Origin of the sequence: Microcoleus sp. LAD1_D3, from assembly GCF_036702135.1 — a bacterium.
GTDB lineage: Bacteria > Cyanobacteriota > Cyanobacteriia > Cyanobacteriales > Microcoleaceae > Microcoleus.
Genome location: NZ_JAUBSB010000054.1, coordinates 23,850 through 44,883, shown reverse-complemented (window position 1 = coordinate 44,883; position 21,034 = coordinate 23,850). Strand labels below are relative to the sequence as shown.

Here is a 21,034-nt window from a genome sequence, read left to right as displayed (position 1 = left end):
ATTTTGGTTTGTAAGGCAATTATCTATGTATATCTTGCCTTACAGATTTTTTTTTGCTCACTTTTTCAGTGCCATTGAACCCTAGCTCTGTGCAACTAATTGAATCAGTTGAGGAACTTTCAGAAGTCGCGCCAACCCCTTGTCTTGACCGATCGCTATCCGTATCGCCAACTCCTTGTCAAGAGCGACCGCTTGTATCGTCAACCCCTACCCAAAAGCGATCGCAATCCGTATCGCCAACCCCTACCCAAAACAAACCGCCATCTCAACCCGAAGACCTTGCTGCCAGCCCCGCCCACCTCTCACAATTGCTGAAAGATGCGATTTCTGAAGCATATAACCAAACTGGAGAAACTAAAATCCCTGTGGGGAACTGGACAGCTTTTATTAGCCAATCTCGCAATAATGTTAGGTGTTTAGTCAGAGATGAAGCTGATAATCCGGTCTTGGCTGCTGACTTGAAAACAGGTCAAATCATTAAGAAACTTTCTGAAAACAACAGCTCTCAGTTTATCAAATACCTCAGAGAGGTTGATGCTGAATTAGCTTCTACATCTTCACAAAAAAGAGATGCAGATACACAACTTTAACATCAACTACCGCACATCTAAGAGCGGGTAGGTGTGAACACCAGGAAAGCTCGTTGACCGAACAGTTAGTTTTTTAGTGAGTTCCAAACAGGAACTATTTATTAGTGGGCGACGATTCCCCCTCCGATTGGAGGGGGTCACTTTAATTCCCTAAAACCGCTCTTCCGAGTGAAGTCAGTAGCCACACTGCTCGAATTTGATGGGAAATATCCACTCACGCCGCCACAAAGATTATGGCTACAAAAACAGCATACCGAAGCCGAAGCCAGGGAAACTACATCACCCCTAACACAGCCGAGGGCAAGAAAATCCTCAACTACCTAAGAAATCGCTGCGAGAAAGCTTTAGATTACTGCCTGGAAAACGGACTCACCAGCGTAGAAGATTTTGCCGATGCAATTGAAGAACTAACGGAAGCAGACGGCAAACCTGGCATTAGCGTGGAGGTCAAGCACAACGGACTCGTCCTCAGTTTGAGCGATCGACCCGAGTACGGCTCTACCACAGGAAAGTACATGATGGAGCACTTGGGAGAGCCGGACGACAACCGATTTACTAAAACAGGAATTGAAGCATTACTCGATTCGCCTCGAACTAAAACAAGGTCTAAGAAAGACGATTTACTCGATGAATTGGAGGATGAAGAACCCGACCCGTCTAAATCTAAAACTGCAACTAAGTTTAAAAAAGACGATTTGCTAGATGAGTTAGAGGATGAGGAACCCTTGCCCCGAGCGAAATCTAAAACCAATACCAAATCTAAAAAAGATGAAATAAAAACTTGGGATGACGACGAGCCATCACCCAACTCTCAAACCAAAAGAAGACCCCGAAAAGATGACGTAGAGGAGTTGGAGTCGGAAGAACCACTGCTTAAATCTAAAGCCTTAACCCGCTCTCCGAGAGATGAACTAAGTGAGCTAGATGAGTTTGAACTGAAAGAACCTCAACCTAAAGCTAAGCCTCAAACTAGAAACCACCTTCAAAACTCTGAGCGAGAAGATTTGGAAGACGAAGAATTATCAGCTAAATCCCAAGCCAAAAGAAAACTTCAGACAAATGAAGGGGTAGAAGTTGCTGAATCCTTAGCACGCACACCTTCAAAAACCCGAACGAGCCAACAGCGACCTCAAGGCAAAAAATCAAACGACCAGAACATCGATAGTATCCTCGATGCTGCTGTACAAGTTAGTGGTAGAACAGCCATTTCTGGAAGTGAGGTAGAAGGTACAACTGTCAGCGGCCTGAGCACTCAAGTTGCGGTTCTCGCTACTCTGATGGGGAAAAAAGCAGCTTCTCAAATTATAGAAGCTGCTCTTGGGGCTGGAAAAGAGCGCCAAGTTGCCGGTATTGTCAAAAGGCTGCAAGCTCAAAGCCAACGAGCTGACTCGCTCTCGCAGCGGGTTACCAACTTGGCTGAAGCGGATTCAATGGCAGATGCAACGGTTGAATCCGAAGCTTTACCAATAGCTGAACCGGAGCCAGAACCGGAACAAAACATATTACCTGAACCGGATGCCGAATTTGTCTCAACACCCGGTATGCTCTTAGCTAAAGCTGTTAGCAAAGTCCACGGAAAAGTTGATAAAATTTCCGGTCGTGTGACAGACAACAATTCTGAAAAAACGGCTTCTATTAAGATTGACACAGAGGCGAGTTTTGAAGAACAGCTCGTACAAATAAATGAAGCACTCAACCGACTTGAAAAGCGACTCGATACCCTAGAACAACGAATAGAAGCTTTAGAGAACAAACTTTCTCTTCAAAAAAGCGAGACAGGCGTTCAAGCTGGGGATGCAAAATTAGAACCACCCGACAGCTCAACTCCATCCTTCAGCGACCAATTCGTACAAAACGCAACAGAAATAGGTGAAAAAATTTCATTAGAATCAACAATCCCAGCTAGCAGCAGCGCTAGCGCTACTGCTAAAAAAATCACTGTGACAGCCCAAAATCTTACTCAGGATGCCCAACTTGCAGCAACACTGGCGAAAATTTACAACCTAGCTGAAGAAGAAGCAAATGCGGAAGGCATTGCATTAGAAGATGGCGTTGATTTGGGAGAAGCAAAGCTTTATATAACAAATTTTGACTCCTCTACCGCTGTCAGCTTAAAAACTAAGGAAGGCGAAGAACTGTTTTCAGCAGTACAGGATAAAACGGGAGAATGGGAAGTTACAAACGACTTGCTGAAACCTGAAGAAAAAGAAGAACTCGATCGCTTAAAGATTTTTCAACAAGCTCTCAACCAAGAACGTTTAGTTGAAATGGTAAAGAGAAGCAGTCAGGATGAAATCAGCTTTACCGATTCCCAAGGCTCGCGCCTCGACTTTGAAGTCGAATTCAGCGATAAATCCAAGTCGAAGGGTACTGTCAAAGGCTTTAACTCTCACAGCGAGATAGTTTTTGAAGCCAGCCTCCAAAAAGGTAATGTTGAGGTTCTTCTGTGCGACATTCCACCCGAAGAAGTAGAAAATCTCCTCTCCCAACAACAACTCGCTCAAAACCATAACTCCAACAAGCAGGAAGCTAGAAAAACTGAAGCCGAGATGGAGATTTGAAATACAGCAGATGGCAGGTTTATGATGTAGGCTCACCGATCGAACAATCTCGCAAGGACACGGCACTGCCGAGGCGTGTCAACTTAAGGAATGCGGGGTGCGCGATCGCGCCCCCCAAGAAGAGGCACGCTCGCTCCGGAAGGCCACTGGCGCTGACAACAGCTTTCACAGGACGGCTGGCAGCACCTGTGAAGCAGGGCCTCAAATCCTGAACAGCAGAGATTCAACTCTATGCTACGCTGCTACTAATTCCTATTCAATCCTCCAGGGAACCCGACCCAAGGAGCAACACAAATCAATTAAATTGATGTTTAATTAATTGCTCTCTTAGCTCAAGGGGTCATGGTAAGAAAGCAACCTAAAAGAAGTCGTGATTGCCTGTATCTGCATCTAAGTCGATTCGTGCCGGACAGTATGCACCAGGAACATTGCAATAGCGGCATTCCCAATGGCTTGGCGCTTGAGGTGGGGGAGTAGCACCGCTGATGATAGCAACAGTTTGGCGGAAGAACTCCTTGAATTGACTGTCAACCTCTGATGGGTAAATTTCCACTATGTCATCGGGATACACCAGCCGTCCTGCGGGGGGATGACTTTGGCAGAGACGTTGACCTTGTGGCGAGAGAGGAAACAGCAGCATATAAATCAGCACTTGCATCCGGTGTGCAGCTTTACATTTGCCCGATTTACAGTCCTCGATGATAAGCTGACCGTTCTCAATCACCACAATGTCTGGCTTGCCACCGATATCGCAAGTCTTGCCGTTAATTGTGAATGAGTTATCATCCTCAACGTACACAGCAGATCCTTGGGCTTGATGTTTCATTGCCCGTTGGATTACCATCTCGTCATGTGCAGAGGAGTCAAAATCACTGGGTCGTTTGGGAAACTGGTAGTGAGCCGAAGACCATGCTGTATGTTTACACTGCTTTTCTTCGCCCATCAAGCTAGAAAGCCAAGTCACCCAGATATAAGGTTTTGAACGTTTTTTTGCGGGTTGAATCGTTTTTGTTTCCTTGGGGAGTTTGGTAGACGTTGATTTGCGAGTCGTCTTAGGTTTTCGATTTGAAGAAATTGAGAAATCTTGTCCTGATTCTTCGGGAAAAAGAGAAAGTTGTACGTTCATATTTTTTTATGTGAACTCTACTTTTTTGGTAGATAATTGACTGCTGAATCTAGATTAATCAAGAAAACCTGTCAATTAAATGAGTTTAAAATAGAGAAGAAATAGAATTTAATAGAGTTTTTGGTCCCAACCGAATTTCCGTCGAAATTAGCAGAATGAATTGCTATGCTAAAATGACTGGCAAGAACTTAATATACTCTCCCTATTGCGGGTGTGATATGGACTCCCAGGATGACTCACAACAATTAAAGCTTATGTTTCTAGGGGAACTGGCTAACCGCTACGGTTTTTTTGGGAAGCAGCGAGATGTTTTCTTAAGTCGTTTTGATGAGAACAATGCGAATAAGAAGCGTAAGGCACTTGCAGAATATCTGTGGAAAAACGAGGAGATTATCAATCAGGAACAGAATTTCCAAGATCACTTGACTGCTGTATGCGATGTGCTGTCTAGAAATGGCTGTCCTATTGTAAAACCAACTGGTCGAGGTCAACCCCGCAAAGGTGACAGCCTTTGGGAGCAAGCATTCAAGTGGTTGTGGGAAAAACAGTTTCCTGAGTGGCTTCAAAAACAAAGGTCAAATGATTCAAGTGTCGGTGCAACCGCTCTTATCGCAGCAGCAATGGACTGGCGCAGACAGTTTCGATCGCTGATTGACATTAAGACAGAAGGTTTCGTAGGTCGTAAATACGTTTTCGATAAGATTGAGGATTTCCTGAGCAACAAGCCCAACGGTTATTTCACCCTCGAAGGCGACCCCGGCATGGGAAAAAGTACAATACTTGCCGAGTACGTCCGACGACATGAATGCGTAGCCCATTTCAACGATCGCCTGGGAAGTATCAACCGCACTAGCCAATTCCTAGAGAGTGTCTGCACGCAACTGATCGCCAAATACCGCTTGCCCTACTCGGAGTTGCCGCCCGATGCGAACCAAAACAATACTTTTTTGGGAAAACTGCTGTCTGAAGTCAGCGAACAACTCAAGCCAGGAGAGCGACTGGTAATCGTTGTTGATGCGCTGGATGAAGTTGACCCAGACAGCCAGGAAAACAGTAAAAACATCCTCTACCTGCCCCGCTACTTGCCTAAAAATGTTTACTTCGTGATGTCACGGCGGCGGGGAGTCGATCTTTTGTTTGTGGTTGACACCCCGAAGTACCTGTTTGACCTGATGGCAGAGGAATACGCTGACCTTAGCTTACAAGATGTCCGGGCCTATATTCGGCAGCACGTTAATGAGCATGAGCGACTGCGCCAGTGGATTGAGGGTAGCGGCTTGACAGTCGAAGATTTCATCACCCAACTAGCCGACAAGAGCGAAAACAACTTTATGTATCTACGCTGTGTGCTAGTAGAAATTGAGGATGGAATTTACCAAGATGCAAGCATTGAAAGCTTACCGCAGGGTTTAGAAGCATATTACGAGAATCACTGGCAACTCATGGGCATGACCACTGACCCGCCGCCGCTCACTAAGCTTAGAATTGTCTACATCCTGTCGGAAACACTTAGCCCTATTCCCTATGAGGATATTGTTGAAATCATCAAGCATACGGGAGAACAAGAAGCTGAATTTACCGTGCAATATGTACTGAATAAATGGAAACAATTTTTACACAAACTAGATCGATACGAGCAAATCTTTTACAGGCTTTATCACGATAGTTACCGCCGTTTTCTCAACCGCAAGGATATTGTAGAGAAAGCGGGGATAACAATTAAGGGGATAAAAACTCTGATGGCAGATAGTTTATGGCAGGATTTGTACGGCGATGGGTAAGTTAGCAGAACGTTTAAAGCAACTACCACAAGGCAGCCGAATTTATAAATTGAAGGAGCTACCAACACTTCTGGCAGAGTCTTCTCAAATAGATCGGCTGCAAATCCTGCTAACAGATTTTGATTTCATTGAAGCCAAGGTTTCTGAATGAGGGCCACAACCGTTGATTGAAGATTATGATTTGGCTTTCATTCCTGACATCTTAAATTCTGAAGAGTGGGTTAAGAGTAAGGGTGAGAATCTGAGAATAATTCAAAGTGCGCTGCGGTTGTCCGCGCATATCCTGGAGCAGGATAAGACGCGATTAACGGCACAACTGCTGGGACGCTTGTCGCCATTGGAGGCATCTGAGATTAAACCACTATTGGAACAGGCAGCAAAGCAGTGTCAATTAGATACCAAGTTGCGCCCCTTGACCCCCAGCCTAACGCAACCTAGCAACCGATTGGTACGAACTCTGGTAGGTCATACCAGAACCGTTACAGATGTAGTAGTAACACCAGACGGACAACACGCTATATCCGCTTCAGTCGATCGAACTCTTAGAATCTGGAATCTGAAGACTGGGGAAATGTTACAAACTCTTGAAGACCATACAAGAGAGATGACGGCAATAGTAGCCAAATCTGCAATGGCAATTGCAATAACGCCAAAGGGATGTCGCGCTATTTCTGCCTCGGCTGATGCTGTCAGTGTCTGGAACTTAAAAAATACGACCAAAGAGCGAACCTTCAAAGACCCAACAAGTAATGGCTGGTCAGTAGCAATTACCCCAGATGGGCAGTTGGTTATCTCGGCTTTTGGTGCCTATGCTCTCAAAATTTGGAATTGCGAAACTGGAGAAGTATTTTGTATCCTGCAAGGTCATACTCTCTGGATCAGACGAATAGTATTAACACCAGATGGGCAAAAGGTGATTTCCACTTCGGCTGATTGTACTCTTAAAATTTGGGACTTGCAGACTGGGAAAATATTACACACTCTCGAAGGTCATACGGGAGAAGTCACAGCAGTAGCAGTGACGCCGGATGGGGAAAAAGTAATTTCTGCTTCGGCTGATTGTACTCTTAAAATTTGGGGCTTGCAGACTGGGAGAATACTACGCACTCTCAAAGGTCATACAGGAGAAGTTACAGCAGTAGCAGTGACACCGAATGGTAAGCAGGTGATTTCTGCTTCAGATTCATCTGGGATAATAGCCGATACAGTTTTCAAAGTCTGGGATGTAGAGTGTGGAACCGAACTGTGTAGCTTTAAAGATCTGACCAACCGAGTTACAGCGATAGCTGTAACGCTGGATGGAAAACAGATGATCTCAGCTTCAACGGATAAAACGCTCAAGGTGTGGAACTTAGCTTATGAAGCAGAACAACTGACTTCACAAGGGCACACTGCCTGGGTTAAGGACATAGTGATAACGCCGGATGGAAAGCAAGCTATCTCAACATCACTCGATAATACACTTAAAGTTTGGGATCTGGAAACTGGAAGTGAACGATTCCCTCCAATAAGTCATCCTGGAGAAATTACTGCGGTGATAGTGACACCGGATGGGAAGCAAGCCATCTCGACTTCAACTGACAGCACTTTTAGAATTTGGGCGTTAGAAACTGGAAAGGTACAGCACGCTTGTAAGGGTCATACTGGTACCGTCTTAGCAGTAACACCAGATAATCAACAGGCAATCTATGCTGAAAAAAATATTTTGGAAGTGTGGGATCTGAAGAGTGTAAAAATATGTCGCACCTTCACAGATCATACCGATACCGTCTTTTCAGCAACAGTGACACGGGATAATCGGCAGGTATTCTCAACTTCGCGAGATGCCCTAAAAATCTGGGATTTGGAAACTGGAGAAGTACATCACACCTTTAATAGGGATAATACTAACGTTTTGTCCGTAACAGTAACTACGACGGATAAAAAGCAAGTTATCTTTGCTTCATCCGACAATACTCTTGAAGTTTGGACACTGAACGGTGAAGGTAACCCATCTACTTTCAAAGGGTCTACGGACTGGGTTAGAGCGGTTGCAGTAACACCAGATGGGGAATGGGCGATCTGTGCTTCGCAAGCCATTATTGAAGTCTGGAATTTAAAAATTGGAGTCAAACTGCATACTCTACAGGGTCATACTGATGTTAGGGCAGTAGCAGTAACACTGGATGGACAGAGGGCTATCTCGGTTTCAGAAGATGTTCTCAAAGTCTGGGAGGTGAAAAGTGGGAGAGTTATCGATTATTTCATTGGTGATGCTCCGCTATGGTCCTGCGCCATGACATCAGATGGGAGAATTATTGCTGTAGGCGAGCTATCAGGGCGGGTGCATTTCCTGCGTTTGGAAGGGATGTGATGTAGTCAACAAGGATACACTCGTTAGATCCCACATTTACGAAAGCGATCACCTTATCCTTTCAGTTCACCTGGCATCCAAAATAACAAGCAGATTTTGAAATAAATAGGCTGTGGCAAGGGATGTTTGACGATGGGTAAGTTAGCAGAACGTTTAAAGCAACTACCACAGGGAACGCGGATTTATAGATTGCGGGATCTACCAAAGCTCTTGGTAGAGTCTTCTCAACTAGACCGTCTGCACACTTTGCTGCTCGACTTCGATTTTATAGAAGCCAAGGTTTCAGCTTTGGAGCCGCAGCCACTAATTGAAGATTACGACCTTGCCTTCACACCCGACCTCTCAACCTCTGGGGAACAGGTGAACCGCAATGCAGACAATCTGAGATTAATTCAAGGCGCACTCCGGCTGTCAGCGCACATCCTGGAGCAAGATAAAACGCAACTACCTGGACAACTGCTAGGTCGCTTGCTTTCATACAAAGCACCAGAGATCCAGGTGATGCTCCAGCAAGCTAAACAGTGGAAAGCTGCCCCCTGGTTTCGTCCGCTAACGCCTAGCCTAACGCAACCGAGCGAGCGATTGCTGCGTACCCTGTCGGGACATACTGGCGGGGTCAACGCAGTGGCAGTGTTTCCAGACGGACAGCAAGCCGTTTCAGCGTCAGATGATGGTACTTTGAAACTATGGAATCTCAACACTGGAGAAGTAGTGCGTACCCTGTCGGGACATACTGAACCAGTTATGTCTGTAGCAGTGCTGCCAGATGAGTTGCAGGCAGTCTCAGCGTCAGACGATGGCACTTTGAAATTGTGGAATCTCAACACTGGTAAGGAATTGCTCACTCTGTCAGGTCACGCTTATGGGGTGATGGCAGTAGCGGTATTGCCAGAAAAACGTCAGGCAGTCTCAGCTTCAAAAGACGGGACTCTGAAACTGTGGAATCTCAACAGCGGTGAGCAGTTGCGTACCCTGTCCGGACATAACCCAGAATATGGGGTGATGGCAGTAGCAGCGCTGCCAAATGGTCAGCAGGTGGTTTCTGGCGCAAATGACAACACTCTGAAATTGTGGGAGCTTGATAGTGGCACAGCATTACGCACTCTATCTGGTCATAACAGAGGGGTTGCGACAGTTGCGTTACTACCGGACGGTCAGCGTGCGGTTTCTGGTGCTGGGGACGGCATTCTGAAACTGTGGGAGCTAAACAGTGGCACAGCATTGCACACCATATCTGGTCATATTGCCGGAGTCAGAGCCGTGGCGGTGCTGGCAGACGGGAAACGAGCAATCTCAGCCTCATGGGACAACACCATAAAAGTCTGGGATTTAGATAGTGGAGCAGAAGAGTTTACCCTATCGGATAATGCCCAAGGGGTCAGAACAGTGGCGGTGCTGGCAGACGGGAAACGGGTAATCTCGGCTTCAGATGACGGCACCCTGAAATTGTGGGACATTGACAATAGTAAAGGCTCGTACAGTCCTTTGCTGCATACGAATAGGGTCAAAGCTGTAGCGATACTACCGAAAAAACGGCAGGCTATCTCTGCTTCGTGGGACAACACCCTAAAGCTCTGGGATTTGGACAGCGGGGCAGAAATTCGGATTTTGTTGGGTCATACCAACGCAGTCTGTGCCGTGGCGGTGCTACCAGATGAGCGGCGAGCAGTTTCTGCTTCAGATGACTTCACACTGAAACTGTGGAATTTAGACAATGGTTTGGTATTGCGTACCCTGTCTGGCCACGTCAGCGGAGTTACTGGGGTCGCTGCATTACCAGATGGTCAGCAGGCACTTTCAGCTTCAATTGATCGCACCCTGAAACTTTGGAATCTCAACAGCAGCAAGCTATTACGTACCATTACTGGTCATGCTAGTCCAGTGATGGCAGTCGCAGTATTACCAGATGGACGGCAAGCAGTTTCTGCCTCATGGGACGGGACTCTAACACTGTGGAGCCTTAGCAGTGGCAAGCCATTACGCACCTTCTCCGGTCACGATGGCCCAGTTTTTGCAGTAGCATTGATTCCAAAAAGGCGACAGGCAATCTCTGCCTCTGCTGACAAAACCCTGAAACTATGGGATCTCAATACTGGAAAGACCTGGCGTACCCTGTCTGGTCATACTAACTTTATCAATGCGGTAGCAGTGATGCCAGACGGTCGATGCGCGGTTTCTGCCTCAGCTGACAATAGCTTAAAACTGTGGAACCTGGAAAGCGGTCAGATTATTGCTAGTTTCACTGGGGACAGCCCGATTGAGGCTTGTGCTGTGGCATCGGATGGAGTGACGATTGTCGCTGGCGAGTTGTCGGGGCGGGTGCATTTCTTGCGCTTGGAAGGGGTGTAATGCGGTCAAAGATGGGGAGGCCCAAAAAGCCGGAGCACCCATGAACGCGATCGCGCTAACAAAAGTCTCGTTAATTGCCTTTCTAGCTCGATGATAATAGCTGGTGTCAGTATCGCTGGTTTTAGCTTAATACTCAATTTGCTTATCCTCCAAAATTTTTTGGCGTTCCACTTCTAATTGGCGTTGACGTTCTAACTCCTGAAGCTGTTGGTTAATTTGATTCCATCTTAAGTTGACACCAATGGGCACTGCCTACGCTCTCTGTGTACCTCACGCTTCATGAAAAGGGCTGTAACTTTTTTCACTTGCACCCTCCATTTGGAGGGGGTCACTGTCACTGTATAAAATCACCGTTTTTGGTGATTTTGCAGGCAGTCGATGCAGCTTAAATTAGCATTTAAGCAATAAATTTAGCGAGCAAGTGACATGGCTACTTACTTAGACAAAACAAGACATGAACGAAATCAAAACTCATTATTACGCTGGTTAAAACAACAGAAAATCAAACGGGGCGACATTCCCTTCATCGGCATTTGCCTGGCCTCACTCATCTACTTCAGCCTTCACGACCCGCTCTTAATTGCAACTTTAGGCTGCTCCAGCATAGTCTTTTTGAGTTTGTGGCACACCGCTAAAGCAATTCCAATTGTAGAGCGATATATCGGCTGCAAAATTCGATTTTGGCACGTTGCTACTGCCATCATTACCTCCACTGCACTGTGCTCCGTGCTCGATTCCCCCGCCAACGCCATCTTCCTCTCCGGCTTAGAAGAATTTATGACTGAGCTAGCAGAAGGAGCGGCTTCCGCAGGAGGTGAAGCTATTGATGCCGAAGTCATCGAACTGATTTTCAACTTAATTCGCGGAGCCTTCCTTTTGTTAGTAGCAGCCGCGTCTCTTTTTGCTTACAACCAAGCGCAGCAAGGCAATGACTGGCGACCAATTGTGACTCAAGTTGCCTTAGCTTTTGCCATTGTAATTGCCATTGACGTAATAACTTTCCTCTTCATTGGCAATGGCGGTGGCGGAGGTGGAGCTTAATTATCCAAAGGGGAAGGGTTTGTCTTCCCACATCTCAACCTCAAATCTAAACCCTTTAAATTATGCTCAAAGACCCAGATAAAGACTTTATTTCCGTCAACAAAATTCTCGGCAAACAAGCCAGCATCGGCATCATTCCAGCGGAACAGCTAATTCCCTGGATGCTAATCACTGTAATTTCCTACATCCTCACCAACGGCCTATTCCGCTTAGGAATGCCTTGGTTTTTCATCACTACTTTCTGGCTAATTGTAAGCTGGTGGCTCCTGACAGGTAACAAACCTCACCTTTTTGTAGACAGGTTTAGACCTCCGCCGGGGAATGAGTGGTACAACGGTAATCTTTTATACCTTTCTCCCGTTCCCCAACACCGACCAAACCCGATTCGCCACCGAATCAGCGATTCACAAGTCCGAGTCAAACTTAAACCCAAAGTTGCTCCCACTCAACAAGGAGGTAACAGCCGACTTATGCCCTTCCAAAACTACCAAAACCTCCTGTGTTTAGTCACTATCAAAAAGGATGGTCGAGAAGTTTGTGGTTACTTACTGAATGAAGGCAGTCAATACCAAATTGTATTCGGATTCGAGACGGCTGGCTTTCACAACATCCTGTACCGCCATGAAGTAAACAATGCAGCCACCGCCTTAGAAGAAGGGCTAAAAGACATTCCCCCAGGCGAAAAAATGACCTTTCACACCGGCTGCTACAGCAGCGATTGCGTTCGCCAGCAACAGTTAACTGAATTGGCTGACAACTGTCACCTCAAACCCATTTCTGTACTCGTTCGTAACGAACAGAAACGCATTCAAGAACTCAACTTAGCAGGCACCAGACAACTGTGGAACCAAACTATTTTCTGCACTTGGACATTCAACGCTCAATCTGGCTCCAAATCCAACGACCCTCTGAGTAAATTCATCAATGGAATTATCAACACAGCCAACAGCATTGCTGCACAATTTACAGGCAACCAGCGCATCTACTCTGAACGCTTTTACAAACAACTGCTGCTCGATGCTTTCGAGCAAGGCTACATCCGGTGGGAACTCTTGCTAAACACCAAAATTGGACTGGAAATTCAACCCATGAATGCCCAAGCATTGTGGGGATGGCTGTGGCAAAAATTCAACAGCTCACCCGTACCCCCTATTCCCCAACTTCTCACCTTAAAAGAAACCGCGTCCGACTACAAACTAACCGAAACCCTCAACAGTCACAAACACGCCTGCACCATTTTAATTGAAGGTATGAGCGGCCGTTCGAGCTGCCCAGAACACAGAAAAGCTAGCTCACGCATTTTGCTCCCCGGCAGAAACGCAGAATGCGGCGTGCTAACAATGGAAGAGGGCCCCGGCGGCTGGCTCAATACCAGAGAGCAACTGCAATGGCTCTGGAAAATTATGAGCAACAGCTACGTCCGCGATACTGAAGCCGTTGTCGAAATTAGCGCCGCTCCCAACTTTATTATTCAAGACAACTTAGCAAGGCAAGCTAAACAATCTAAAACTGCCAAAAAACGCGCTTTAGAAAAAGGTCAAGGTCGCGATGTAGGAGCAGAAGTCAAACAGGAAGAATCCTTTGAAGCCCAGAAAAAAATGTACAAAGGTGCAAGAGCAATTCACGCTGCTGTCACCTTCTTAGTCTACCGACCAACGCCGGAGCAACTAACACACGCTTGCCAAATGCTCTCCCACAGCTTCGGCTCTGCCAAGGTATTAAGAGAGCGCAACATTGCTTGGCAACTGTGGCTAGAAACTTTGCCCATTACTGTAAGCTGGCTGTTGCACAGCAGTTCGCTAATTAACGAACGTCGCCTCACCTTAGACACCGAAACTGTCCCCGGTATTTTGCCCTTAACTGCTGTAAGGGACATCGACTCAAAAGGAGTTGAATTCATCACCAAAGGTGGCAAACCCGTGTACGTTGACCTCATGCACAACCAAACCAGCCGCGCTGTCATAACAGGCGAGTCTGGTTCCGGTAAAAGTGTTTTGGGATGGCGATTTGCAGTCGATGCAATAGCCGCTAATATCCCAGTCGTCGGCATGGATATCTCAGCAGGAAGCGGCAGTACCTTTGAGACAGCAGTGAAACTGTTAGGCGACGACGGTGCGTACTACGACATCACCTCTGGCAGCTCGAATCTACTCGAAATACCCGATTTGAGGCGTTTTGACAGAGAAGAGCGATCGCGCCGACTAGACCAATGGAAAGAGTTTATCAGAAAAGCGCTGACTATTATCAGCATGGGTAAAGTCCGCGACCCAAAATTAGCGCAGCGAGTCGATGCCATTTTGCTGCTAACTCTGAAAAAATTTCTGGAAGACCCCGACATTATCGAGCGCTACAATACGGCATTTGAAAAAGGCTGGAAATCGACCGCGTGGCAAGAAATGCCAACCCTCACAAACCTCCTGAAATTCTGCACAAAAGAGCAACTAAACCTACAAAACTTTACCGACTTCGACCGCATTGCCATCAACCAAATTACCACTCAATGTAACGCCTTACTAGCCTCACCTTTAGGGAAAGCAATTGGCAGACCGAGTACATTTTCACCCGAACCCGCTGTTAAGTTTTTTGCCCTTAGCGGTCTGGGCAACGAACAAGACCAGTATTTAATGGCCATTAACGCCCACGCTGCTTGCATCCGCAACGCACTTTCTCACCCTAAAAGCCTATTTATCGGAGATGAACTTTCGATTTTGTTTAAGAAAGACGGATTTGCTGAAGTAGTAGGCGAACTCTGTGCAGTGGGTAGAAAAAATGGCATTTCAGTGCTCTTGCTATCCCAAGATATCGACAGTATTTGCGATTGTAGTGCGGGAACTATGATTATGCAAAACATGGTGTATCGAATTACCGGAAGATTGACATCAAACGGAGCCACTTCTTGGATCAAAAATTTGGGATATCCGGCTGAAATAATTAGCCAAAATGCCACAGAAGCTTTCCTTCCCAGAGCTGCCGACCTTTATTCCAATTGGCTAATTGAAAAAGGAGGTCGTTTCTGGCAAAGCCGATACTATCCAGGCGAAATGATATTAGCAAGTGTGGCTAATAATCAAGCTGAATTGATGGCTCGTGCGCGAGTGATGGCTCAATATCCCAATACGTTAAAAGGGCAATTGCTAGCACTCAAACAATTTGCCTCTGAATACGTACAAGCTGTTAAAGAAGGACGTTCCTTAACCAATATTGGCAAGAATGCAGTCACTGATATCAATGGACACAAATCCCCTCAAGACCTTATTGCTAGCTAGACGGAGAAAAACCGATGAAATCACCGAAATTGCTTGTTAAACTTGCCCTCGGCATTCCTGCAATTTGGCTGAGCTTAATACTAAATTCTGTTGAAGCAAAAGCTCAAACCTCTGACAGCAATCCGACTGCAACACAGCTTCCCAGCTTAAACAATCCTAACAGCAGCACTTTCAACCGCTCCAGCTTCACAGTTCCCAATCAACAAATAGAAAGCCAAATCCAACAATCAGCTAATAACTTCTTGAGCAACCCGAAAGAAATAGGAGGTATAGAAAACACAATTAGCGACATAACAGGCGAAATTTCCGATACCATCTCCACCATCTCCGACAGCATCTCAGGCATCTGGGACAATTTGTTAAATAAAGTCGAAAATTTTAGCAGTGAAATAGAGTCAACCCTCTCTTCATTCCTGGGAGAATTGAAAGTTCCAGACCTAAAAGAAGCAGTTAAAAGCATAATGGACGGCAACACCTCCGAAAGCGAAGGGACAAAACTATCCGCTGCTTTAGAGAAGAGACCGCAAGATTCTTACAGCCTCAAAGAGAATACCGCAGAACTCGCAGAAAGAGAAAGTGCTGTCAGTGAAGCCAATAAAGCCACTCTCAGTAAAGAAGCTCAACAAAAGCAAGCTCAGATGAAAGAAATTGTCCAGCAGAACGTAGAGCAAACTCATCGCGAGAGCCAAAATTCAATGGAATTGGGTGCTGATTCAGAAGGTCAAGATGTCACACAGAACATTATGAGAAACATATCTCAACAAAGTGCGATCGCAGCTAAGCAAGCAGCCTTATCAGCAGAAAATCAAAGTGCCTTAGTCATGCAGGGCCAGCAAGCTCAAATCGATCGCAGTTTTGCCAACATTCTCAACGCTCAACAAGCTGAAGAACTCAACGAAATTAACACAGCCCAGAGACGGCAGGATGCTGCGGCGGCTACCGCTTCTTCTACTCAAGCCGGACTGTTTCAAATGCCGGGAGGCATCACCCTGGGGGCAAGCGAAGACTGAAATCACAACAAGGAGACACCGCGATGCTGACACAACTAATCGCCCAAACTAGCACAGCAGGACAAGCCCTGGACACTCTATCTGACGCTATAGAAGTCTCTCAAAAAACCGTCGAATCGTGGAATTTAGTTTGGTCTAACACCTTCAACACTCAAGAATCCTCTCTCTGGATTGCCTTAGTCAAACTAGGACTAATTCTGGCGGGAATATCTGTTACTTACCTCGCTGTCACCAGTGGCAAAGAAATCATCGAAAAACAGTCTTGGTCAGAGCTAGTAGCCATGTTTATCTGGCCACTCGTAATTGTAGTATTTCTCAGCAACAACGGTAAAGTCTTAGCTGAAAGCGTCAAATTCATCAAAGCTGTAGGCAGCACTCAAGTTCAAGAAATTATGAAAATTCAAGTCGGAGAAATGACCTTCAGAACTGCCCTGAGCGACGTTAACCTCACCAGTGCTGGCAAAGAAGAAATCGAAAAACTCTACAGCGAATGTCAGGGCAAAGTTGGATCAGCTTTAGTGGAATGTTGGAACAGCAAAAAACAGCCCGCTCAACAAATCCTCCAGGCAGCCGAACAGCAAAATGGAGGACCTCTCAAAAGCTTGCAGCGATTTGTCGAAAACTTAGGCAATGTTGCCAATCTTCAGGATATAGGAAATGGCGATTTTGCAGGACAAGTTTTTAGGTCTACTGTCTTGCCCATCATTCGCTTAATTCTTAGATCAGTACAGTGGGCATTTGTCAATATTTTAGAAGCAGCCTTGTTGCTAACAGCTTTATTCGGGCCTCTGGCAATGGGTTTATCACTATTGCCACTCCAAGGAAAACCTATCTGGGCTTGGCTAATAGGATTTCTGTCGTTATTTGGAGTGCAATTGGGGTACAACATTGTCGTTGGATTAGTCGCTGTAGTGATTGTCAAGTCCGATGCAGAGTTAGTTACAGATATCGCCTTTTTATTCTTTTTAGCTGTGTTTTCTCCCGTTCTTGCCGTGTTAATTGCCAAGGGTGGAGGAACTGCTTTGTACAGTGCGATCGCCAATAGCACCAAACAGCTTACAGATATTGCCAGTAACGCGATCGGCGTTATTGCTGGAAAACTGATCTAGGGGAAGGAAATTCCGATAGCTTTTTCTTCACCGAACCGAGTTGTTACTCACTACTCAAACCCAGTTTCCCAATCCATTCCCTCCCTATCTCCCTATTCTCTATCCCCCATCTCGCCATCCCCTTCGATAATATGAAATTCCCACAATCACAACCCTTACTCCCGGAATCTAAAAACACCTTAGCCTTGTGCTTTGTTCTACTCACAAGCTTTGTTTTCCTCCTGACAATTACTGTTTTAGTGAATACAGTCAGTTTGAGAGCCTTATCTCAAAGAAAAGTTACCTTTGTCCAGTTAAAAGACGGAACCGCAGCACGAATTGCAGAACAAGATGAACTGTACAGAGAGCCGAAAATCATCCAAAATTTTGTATCCAGTTGGGTAAATTTAACCTGGGCTTGGTCAGGCAAAATTCCCGGCACAAATGACCCAGACCCCGGCATTAAAGTTAAAGGTTCCCAAGTTCCTACAACTGCTTGGATGGGTTCCTTGATGATGGAATCAGAGTTTGGTAAAGCTTCCCTGGTCGAACTTGCCAAACTCGTTCCCAACACCATCTATTCAGGAAAAACCCGATCAGGAGTCTATATCTCTCACATCTCAGAACCCAGAGAAATAAAAAGAGGTGTTTGGGAAATAGATGTAATTGCTACTCGCGTAGTGCTAGAGCAAGGCATTGGAGAAAGCCGAGAACAGTTTAATCGAACCTTCACCGTCAAAGCCGTAGAAATTCCCAAATCCCCTCTCAAAGAAAACGCTAATGAATTAGAGAAGACTATTCACTCTTTGAGAGCAGCCGGATTAGAAATTTCCCGAATTGTCGAATTCAAACCATAGAAAAGGAAAGAGACATGGAAAGGGGACGAACCTGCAAGTGGGTAAATTTAAAAACCTACCGTAACAACTAAATAATTTAAACATTTAGTATGTTCCATCCCTTTGCTTGAAGTCTTCTCTCTTTGCTTTTTTATGTACAGTTAAACACAACACATTCAACTCTAAAGCCATGACTAACAAAAGAAATGGATTAACCGAAAATCCAATTAATACCACTCCTGATAATAGTACCACTACAGCCAATATGAATCATACAACTGCATCAAGTGAATATACCCCTAATAATGATGACGATAACATCAATTCCCCTATTTCCCCTTCTCCAAACCCTTCCCCTTCTGACGATGATATTGATGAAAACTTCATTGCTAATTTCGACCCCAATGCACCCCTAACACTTGAAACTCAATATCAACTCGCTCAAGATGAGGAAAGCCCACTGCCCCCGCCTGTTTCCGAAAGAGGCGTTCCTAGAGCAGTGACAATACTGCTATTGACTGGTGGAATACTATTGCTAGGACTGCTGATTTGGCAATTTATCAAGCCTAAATCACCTCGCGAAGCTATCGCACAATCAACACCAAAAGAAAGCTCTTCTGGCACCATTAAAGATGAAAAACCGGAGTTGCTGGCTAAATTAGCTTACCAAGACCAACAAAAACTGTTAGCCGAAAAACCGCAAAAAACCGCAAAACCCAAAACAGAACCGTCGCCCAAACCGTCAAGAGCCCCACGAAATCCGCGAACTCCGCGTCTAGTCGCTACCCGGAGCGCTGCACCGCCACCTACTCCTCTACGCGAACCCCTACCCGTACCCCGAACAGTAGTGCGGACGGTAACAGTACCCGCACCCATACCTCAAAGAGTACCCTCAAGAACACCCGCACCGGCCCCCATACTCAAACCGTTAATACCCCCACCTTTAATTCCAACTCCAACAGAAGAAAAAATCGACCCGTTTGAGCGGTGGAACCAACTCGCCCAACTCGGACAAATTAGGGGAAATTTTGACCCTAACCGAATAGCGAATGCCGTGAGTGCAACACCAAGCACTCCAGCGACAACAAGTGCTACCGCCGCCGCTCTGACAAAGCCAGCTCCAACAACTGAATTCCTAACAGTCAATATCGGCAACCAAAAGTCGCCACCCTCATACGTTTCTTTCGAGCAAATCCCAGAAAAACTATATAGCCACCCAAATAACGCCAGCGGGGAAAGGCTACACCCGGAGCTTCCTTATGGAGAGGACAGCCTCGAAACCACCGACAACTCCCAAAACCCCACTAACCAATTAACTCCGGCTCCCTTTTCCCCCCAAACAAGTTCCGATTCTACTGATAACTCAATCGAGACTGCGACTCGACTCAGTGCTAGCCGAACGTTCTTGCCCGATACAGAATTTCAAACCCTTTCCCCAGAAGCTGCTCCAGAGGCTTCTGCCTTAACAAATTCCCCTACCCTAGAACAAGTAAACTCCCCAGGGGCAAAAGGCATTCTCAACCGCACGCCCCAAACAGCTCAGGTTCCCCTTGGAACCACAGTCAACGGCGTAGTTTCGGTTCCCCTGTTGTGGGATGAAGGCTCAGGCAAACAGCTTTACGACAAATTTGCCGTCACCCTCACAGCCGACTTCACGGCAACTGACGGCTCTATTGCTTTTCCTGCGGGCACGGTTGTCATTGCCAAAGCCAGCACCGTCAGCAAGACCAATCGCATGGTACAAGCTACTGCTGTGGCGCTCGTCTACTCTGATAGAAACGGTCAGATTAAACAGCAGCCCATTCCAGAAGGCGCAATTTTGATTGCAGGAGAGGGCTCTGGGCCGTTGATTGCTTCAGGCTACTTCGACCCAGGTTCCGATGTTGCCGGACAGGATATCCTCACCGCAGTGCTGTCGGGAGTTGGACGAGTCGGTCAAGTATTCGCAGAGCCTAAAGTCAGGAGTTCTAGCAGTATTAGCGGTAGGTTTGGGAGCAGTACAACCACCGTTGAAAGTCGAGACCCCCAAATTTGGTCAGCCGTCCTCGATGGCTTCTTCAGCCCCTTAGCAAAACGGATGGAAAGCCGCTCCGATAGAGCAACTGAAGAACTTTTAAACCGCCCTAATGTAGCTGTGGTTAATAAAGGAACCCCGGTTTCTATTACTGTTAACAGCTTTCTCAACATTTACCGATAACTGCCATGACTACTCGCATCCAATCTCCAAGAATGCTTTCCCTCGGAGGGCTTTTATTCACAGCAGTGTTCGCTGCTGCAAGCTACCCCGACTGTGCTTTTGCTCAATCAAGAGTAACAGGCTATCAAACTGTGGGTCGAGATATTGCCGTCAATAGTGCGATCGATATTTTAGTCTATCCCGGTCGCGCGAGTGCGATCGACTTCAGCTCAACCGATGAAGCTGTCGCCTACGTTTTAATTGCCGACCCCTCAAAAATAGTTTTCAGCACCGACGCACAGTTGGCAAGCGGCCAAGCCAAAACTGTTTTCTTGCGTCCCATTCAAGCGCTCAATTTTCCGGGAGCTACCACAGCTACCATCACTAACCTTTCAATCAAAACTGTAGATTCAAAAGGGAAACAGCGACTTTACAACTTCAACATCGTTCCTACCAAAAAAGAACCAGAACACTTAGGAATTCGCATCGCTCCCGTCACCCCAAGAATGTCGCCGACTCTGAACGTTGATAGAGGTCGCGCCCCCGCAGCATCAGATGTTGAAAAAGGATTGCTGATTGCCATTCAAAAAGGCTACACAGCAGCCAGCGACCCAGTAGTCTACAGCGTGCGACAATTTTTAGCTCTGGTAAGAAATCAGAATCTATCGGCGGCCGATGCTGCTGCACGAGCCGGAGTAGACTTGTCTGTAATTGTCGAGCTGAGCCGCATTGCACGAGAAGAATTCAACTACCCTGGAACAAGATTTCAACAGCGACAACCGCCAACAGCCCGAACTACTCGGCTTCTTAAAAGTCGCTCTGCTTTTTGATTGGAGCCGGAGCTGCGGGAATAGGTA

General features: G+C 46.3%; 16 protein-coding genes. 14 read left to right on the top strand and 2 right to left on the bottom strand.

The window, feature by feature from the left end:
- The first annotated feature begins 74 nt into the window (after nucleotides 1-74).
- The 3 genes from QUA74_RS23450 (at nucleotide 75) to QUA74_RS23440 (ending at nucleotide 3,363) form a co-directional block, all read left to right on the top strand.
- Nucleotides 75-590, top strand: coding sequence for a hypothetical protein (locus tag QUA74_RS23450; protein ID WP_333333971.1), 516 nt, complete (start codon nucleotides 75-77; stop codon nucleotides 588-590).
- 233 nt (nucleotides 591-823) lie between these two features.
- Nucleotides 824-3,151 (top strand): hypothetical protein, encoded by a 2,328-nt coding sequence (locus QUA74_RS23445; RefSeq protein ID WP_333333969.1) that lies wholly within the window; start codon nucleotides 824-826, stop codon nucleotides 3,149-3,151.
- The gene (locus QUA74_RS23440) at nucleotides 3,148-3,363 is read left to right on the top strand and encodes a hypothetical protein (protein ID WP_333333967.1); all 216 of its coding nucleotides are present in this window, start codon (nucleotides 3,148-3,150) and stop codon (nucleotides 3,361-3,363) included. The genes QUA74_RS23445 and QUA74_RS23440 overlap by 4 nt, the downstream gene beginning before the upstream one ends.
- Before the next feature lie 146 nt (nucleotides 3,364-3,509).
- Here the strand turns inward: QUA74_RS23440 and QUA74_RS23435 are convergent, their stop codons facing one another.
- A complete protein-coding gene (locus QUA74_RS23435; RefSeq protein WP_333333965.1) occupies nucleotides 3,510-4,277 on the bottom strand; it encodes a PD-(D/E)XK nuclease family protein in 768 nt (255 codons plus the stop codon).
- Between the two features lie 254 nt (nucleotides 4,278-4,531).
- Between QUA74_RS23435 and QUA74_RS23430 the strand changes: the two genes are divergently transcribed.
- The 4 genes from QUA74_RS23430 (at nucleotide 4,532) to QUA74_RS23415 (ending at nucleotide 10,760) form a co-directional block, all read left to right on the top strand.
- Nucleotides 4,532-6,058, top strand: coding sequence for an ATP-binding protein (locus tag QUA74_RS23430; RefSeq protein WP_333333963.1), 1,527 nt, complete (start codon nucleotides 4,532-4,534; stop codon nucleotides 6,056-6,058).
- Nucleotides 6,051-6,209 carry a hypothetical protein gene (locus tag QUA74_RS23425; RefSeq protein ID WP_333333961.1) on the top strand — a complete coding sequence of 53 codons (159 nt, stop codon included), beginning with the start codon at nucleotides 6,051-6,053 and terminating at the stop codon, nucleotides 6,207-6,209. Before QUA74_RS23430 ends, QUA74_RS23425 begins: the two co-directional genes overlap by 8 nt.
- Nucleotides 6,210-6,221: 12 nt before the next feature.
- Nucleotides 6,222-8,411, top strand: coding sequence for a WD40 repeat domain-containing protein (locus tag QUA74_RS23420; protein ID WP_333333959.1), 2,190 nt, complete (start codon nucleotides 6,222-6,224; stop codon nucleotides 8,409-8,411).
- Between the two features lie 132 nt (nucleotides 8,412-8,543).
- On the top strand, nucleotides 8,544-10,760 hold the full coding sequence (locus tag QUA74_RS23415; RefSeq protein ID WP_333333957.1) for a hypothetical protein: 2,217 nt from the start codon (nucleotides 8,544-8,546) through the stop codon (nucleotides 10,758-10,760).
- 126 nt (nucleotides 10,761-10,886) lie between these two features.
- On the opposite strand, the gene QUA74_RS23410 is transcribed toward QUA74_RS23415, so the two are convergent.
- Nucleotides 10,887-11,009, bottom strand: a complete 123-nt coding sequence (locus tag QUA74_RS23410; RefSeq protein WP_333333954.1) for a hypothetical protein — start codon at nucleotides 11,007-11,009, stop codon at nucleotides 10,887-10,889.
- Nucleotides 11,010-11,186: 177 nt separating this feature from the next.
- On the opposite strand from QUA74_RS23410, the gene QUA74_RS23405 reads away from it, so the two are divergent.
- The 7 genes from QUA74_RS23405 to QUA74_RS23375 all read left to right on the top strand — a co-directional run bounded on the left by QUA74_RS23405 (nucleotide 11,187) and on the right by QUA74_RS23375 (nucleotide 21,007).
- Entirely contained in the window at nucleotides 11,187-11,801 is a 615-nt protein-coding gene (locus QUA74_RS23405; RefSeq protein ID WP_333333952.1) for a hypothetical protein, read from the top strand.
- 62 nt (nucleotides 11,802-11,863) lie between these two features.
- On the top strand, nucleotides 11,864-15,067 hold the full coding sequence (locus tag QUA74_RS23400; RefSeq protein ID WP_333333950.1) for a hypothetical protein: 3,204 nt from the start codon (nucleotides 11,864-11,866) through the stop codon (nucleotides 15,065-15,067).
- Between the two features lie 14 nt (nucleotides 15,068-15,081).
- Nucleotides 15,082-16,077 carry a hypothetical protein gene (locus QUA74_RS23395; RefSeq protein ID WP_333333949.1) on the top strand — a complete coding sequence of 332 codons (996 nt, stop codon included), beginning with the start codon at nucleotides 15,082-15,084 and terminating at the stop codon, nucleotides 16,075-16,077.
- Nucleotides 16,078-16,100: 23 nt separating this feature from the next.
- Nucleotides 16,101-17,186: a hypothetical protein gene (locus QUA74_RS23390; protein WP_333333947.1), complete on the top strand. Its 1,086-nt coding sequence runs from the start codon at nucleotides 16,101-16,103 to the stop codon at nucleotides 17,184-17,186.
- 185 nt (nucleotides 17,187-17,371) lie between these two features.
- Nucleotides 17,372-18,022, top strand: a complete 651-nt coding sequence (locus QUA74_RS23385; RefSeq protein WP_190274473.1) for a hypothetical protein — start codon at nucleotides 17,372-17,374, stop codon at nucleotides 18,020-18,022.
- Nucleotides 18,023-18,191: 169 nt separating this feature from the next.
- Nucleotides 18,192-20,198 carry a hypothetical protein gene (locus tag QUA74_RS23380; RefSeq protein ID WP_333333944.1) on the top strand — a complete coding sequence of 669 codons (2,007 nt, stop codon included), beginning with the start codon at nucleotides 18,192-18,194 and terminating at the stop codon, nucleotides 20,196-20,198.
- A 5-nt stretch (nucleotides 20,199-20,203) separates the two neighbouring features.
- On the top strand, nucleotides 20,204-21,007 hold the full coding sequence (locus tag QUA74_RS23375) for a hypothetical protein (RefSeq protein ID WP_333333943.1): 804 nt from the start codon (nucleotides 20,204-20,206) through the stop codon (nucleotides 21,005-21,007).
- The last annotated feature ends 27 nt before the right edge of the window (nucleotides 21,008-21,034 follow it).

Excerpts from the sequence above, each read along its gene's own strand:
- QUA74_RS23445 (WP_333333969.1), top strand. The coding sequence starts at position 824 with ATGGCTACAAAAACAGCATACCGAAGCCGAAGCCAGGGAAACTACATC.
- QUA74_RS23435 (WP_333333965.1), bottom strand. The coding sequence starts at position 4,277 with ATGAACGTACAACTTTCTCTTTTTCCCGAAGAATCAGGACAAGATTTC.
- QUA74_RS23430 (WP_333333963.1), top strand. The coding sequence starts at position 4,532 with ATGTTTCTAGGGGAACTGGCTAACCGCTACGGTTTTTTTGGGAAGCAG.
- QUA74_RS23425 (WP_333333961.1), top strand. The coding sequence starts at position 6,051 with ATGGGTAAGTTAGCAGAACGTTTAAAGCAACTACCACAAGGCAGCCGA.
- QUA74_RS23415 (WP_333333957.1), top strand. The coding sequence starts at position 8,544 with ATGGGTAAGTTAGCAGAACGTTTAAAGCAACTACCACAGGGAACGCGG.
- QUA74_RS23405 (WP_333333952.1), top strand. The coding sequence starts at position 11,187 with ATGGCTACTTACTTAGACAAAACAAGACATGAACGAAATCAAAACTCA.
- QUA74_RS23400 (WP_333333950.1), top strand. The coding sequence starts at position 11,864 with ATGCTCAAAGACCCAGATAAAGACTTTATTTCCGTCAACAAAATTCTC.
- QUA74_RS23395 (WP_333333949.1), top strand. The coding sequence starts at position 15,082 with ATGAAATCACCGAAATTGCTTGTTAAACTTGCCCTCGGCATTCCTGCA.
- QUA74_RS23390 (WP_333333947.1), top strand. The coding sequence starts at position 16,101 with ATGCTGACACAACTAATCGCCCAAACTAGCACAGCAGGACAAGCCCTG.
- QUA74_RS23380 (WP_333333944.1), top strand. The coding sequence starts at position 18,192 with ATGACTAACAAAAGAAATGGATTAACCGAAAATCCAATTAATACCACT.
- QUA74_RS23375 (WP_333333943.1), top strand. The coding sequence starts at position 20,204 with ATGACTACTCGCATCCAATCTCCAAGAATGCTTTCCCTCGGAGGGCTT.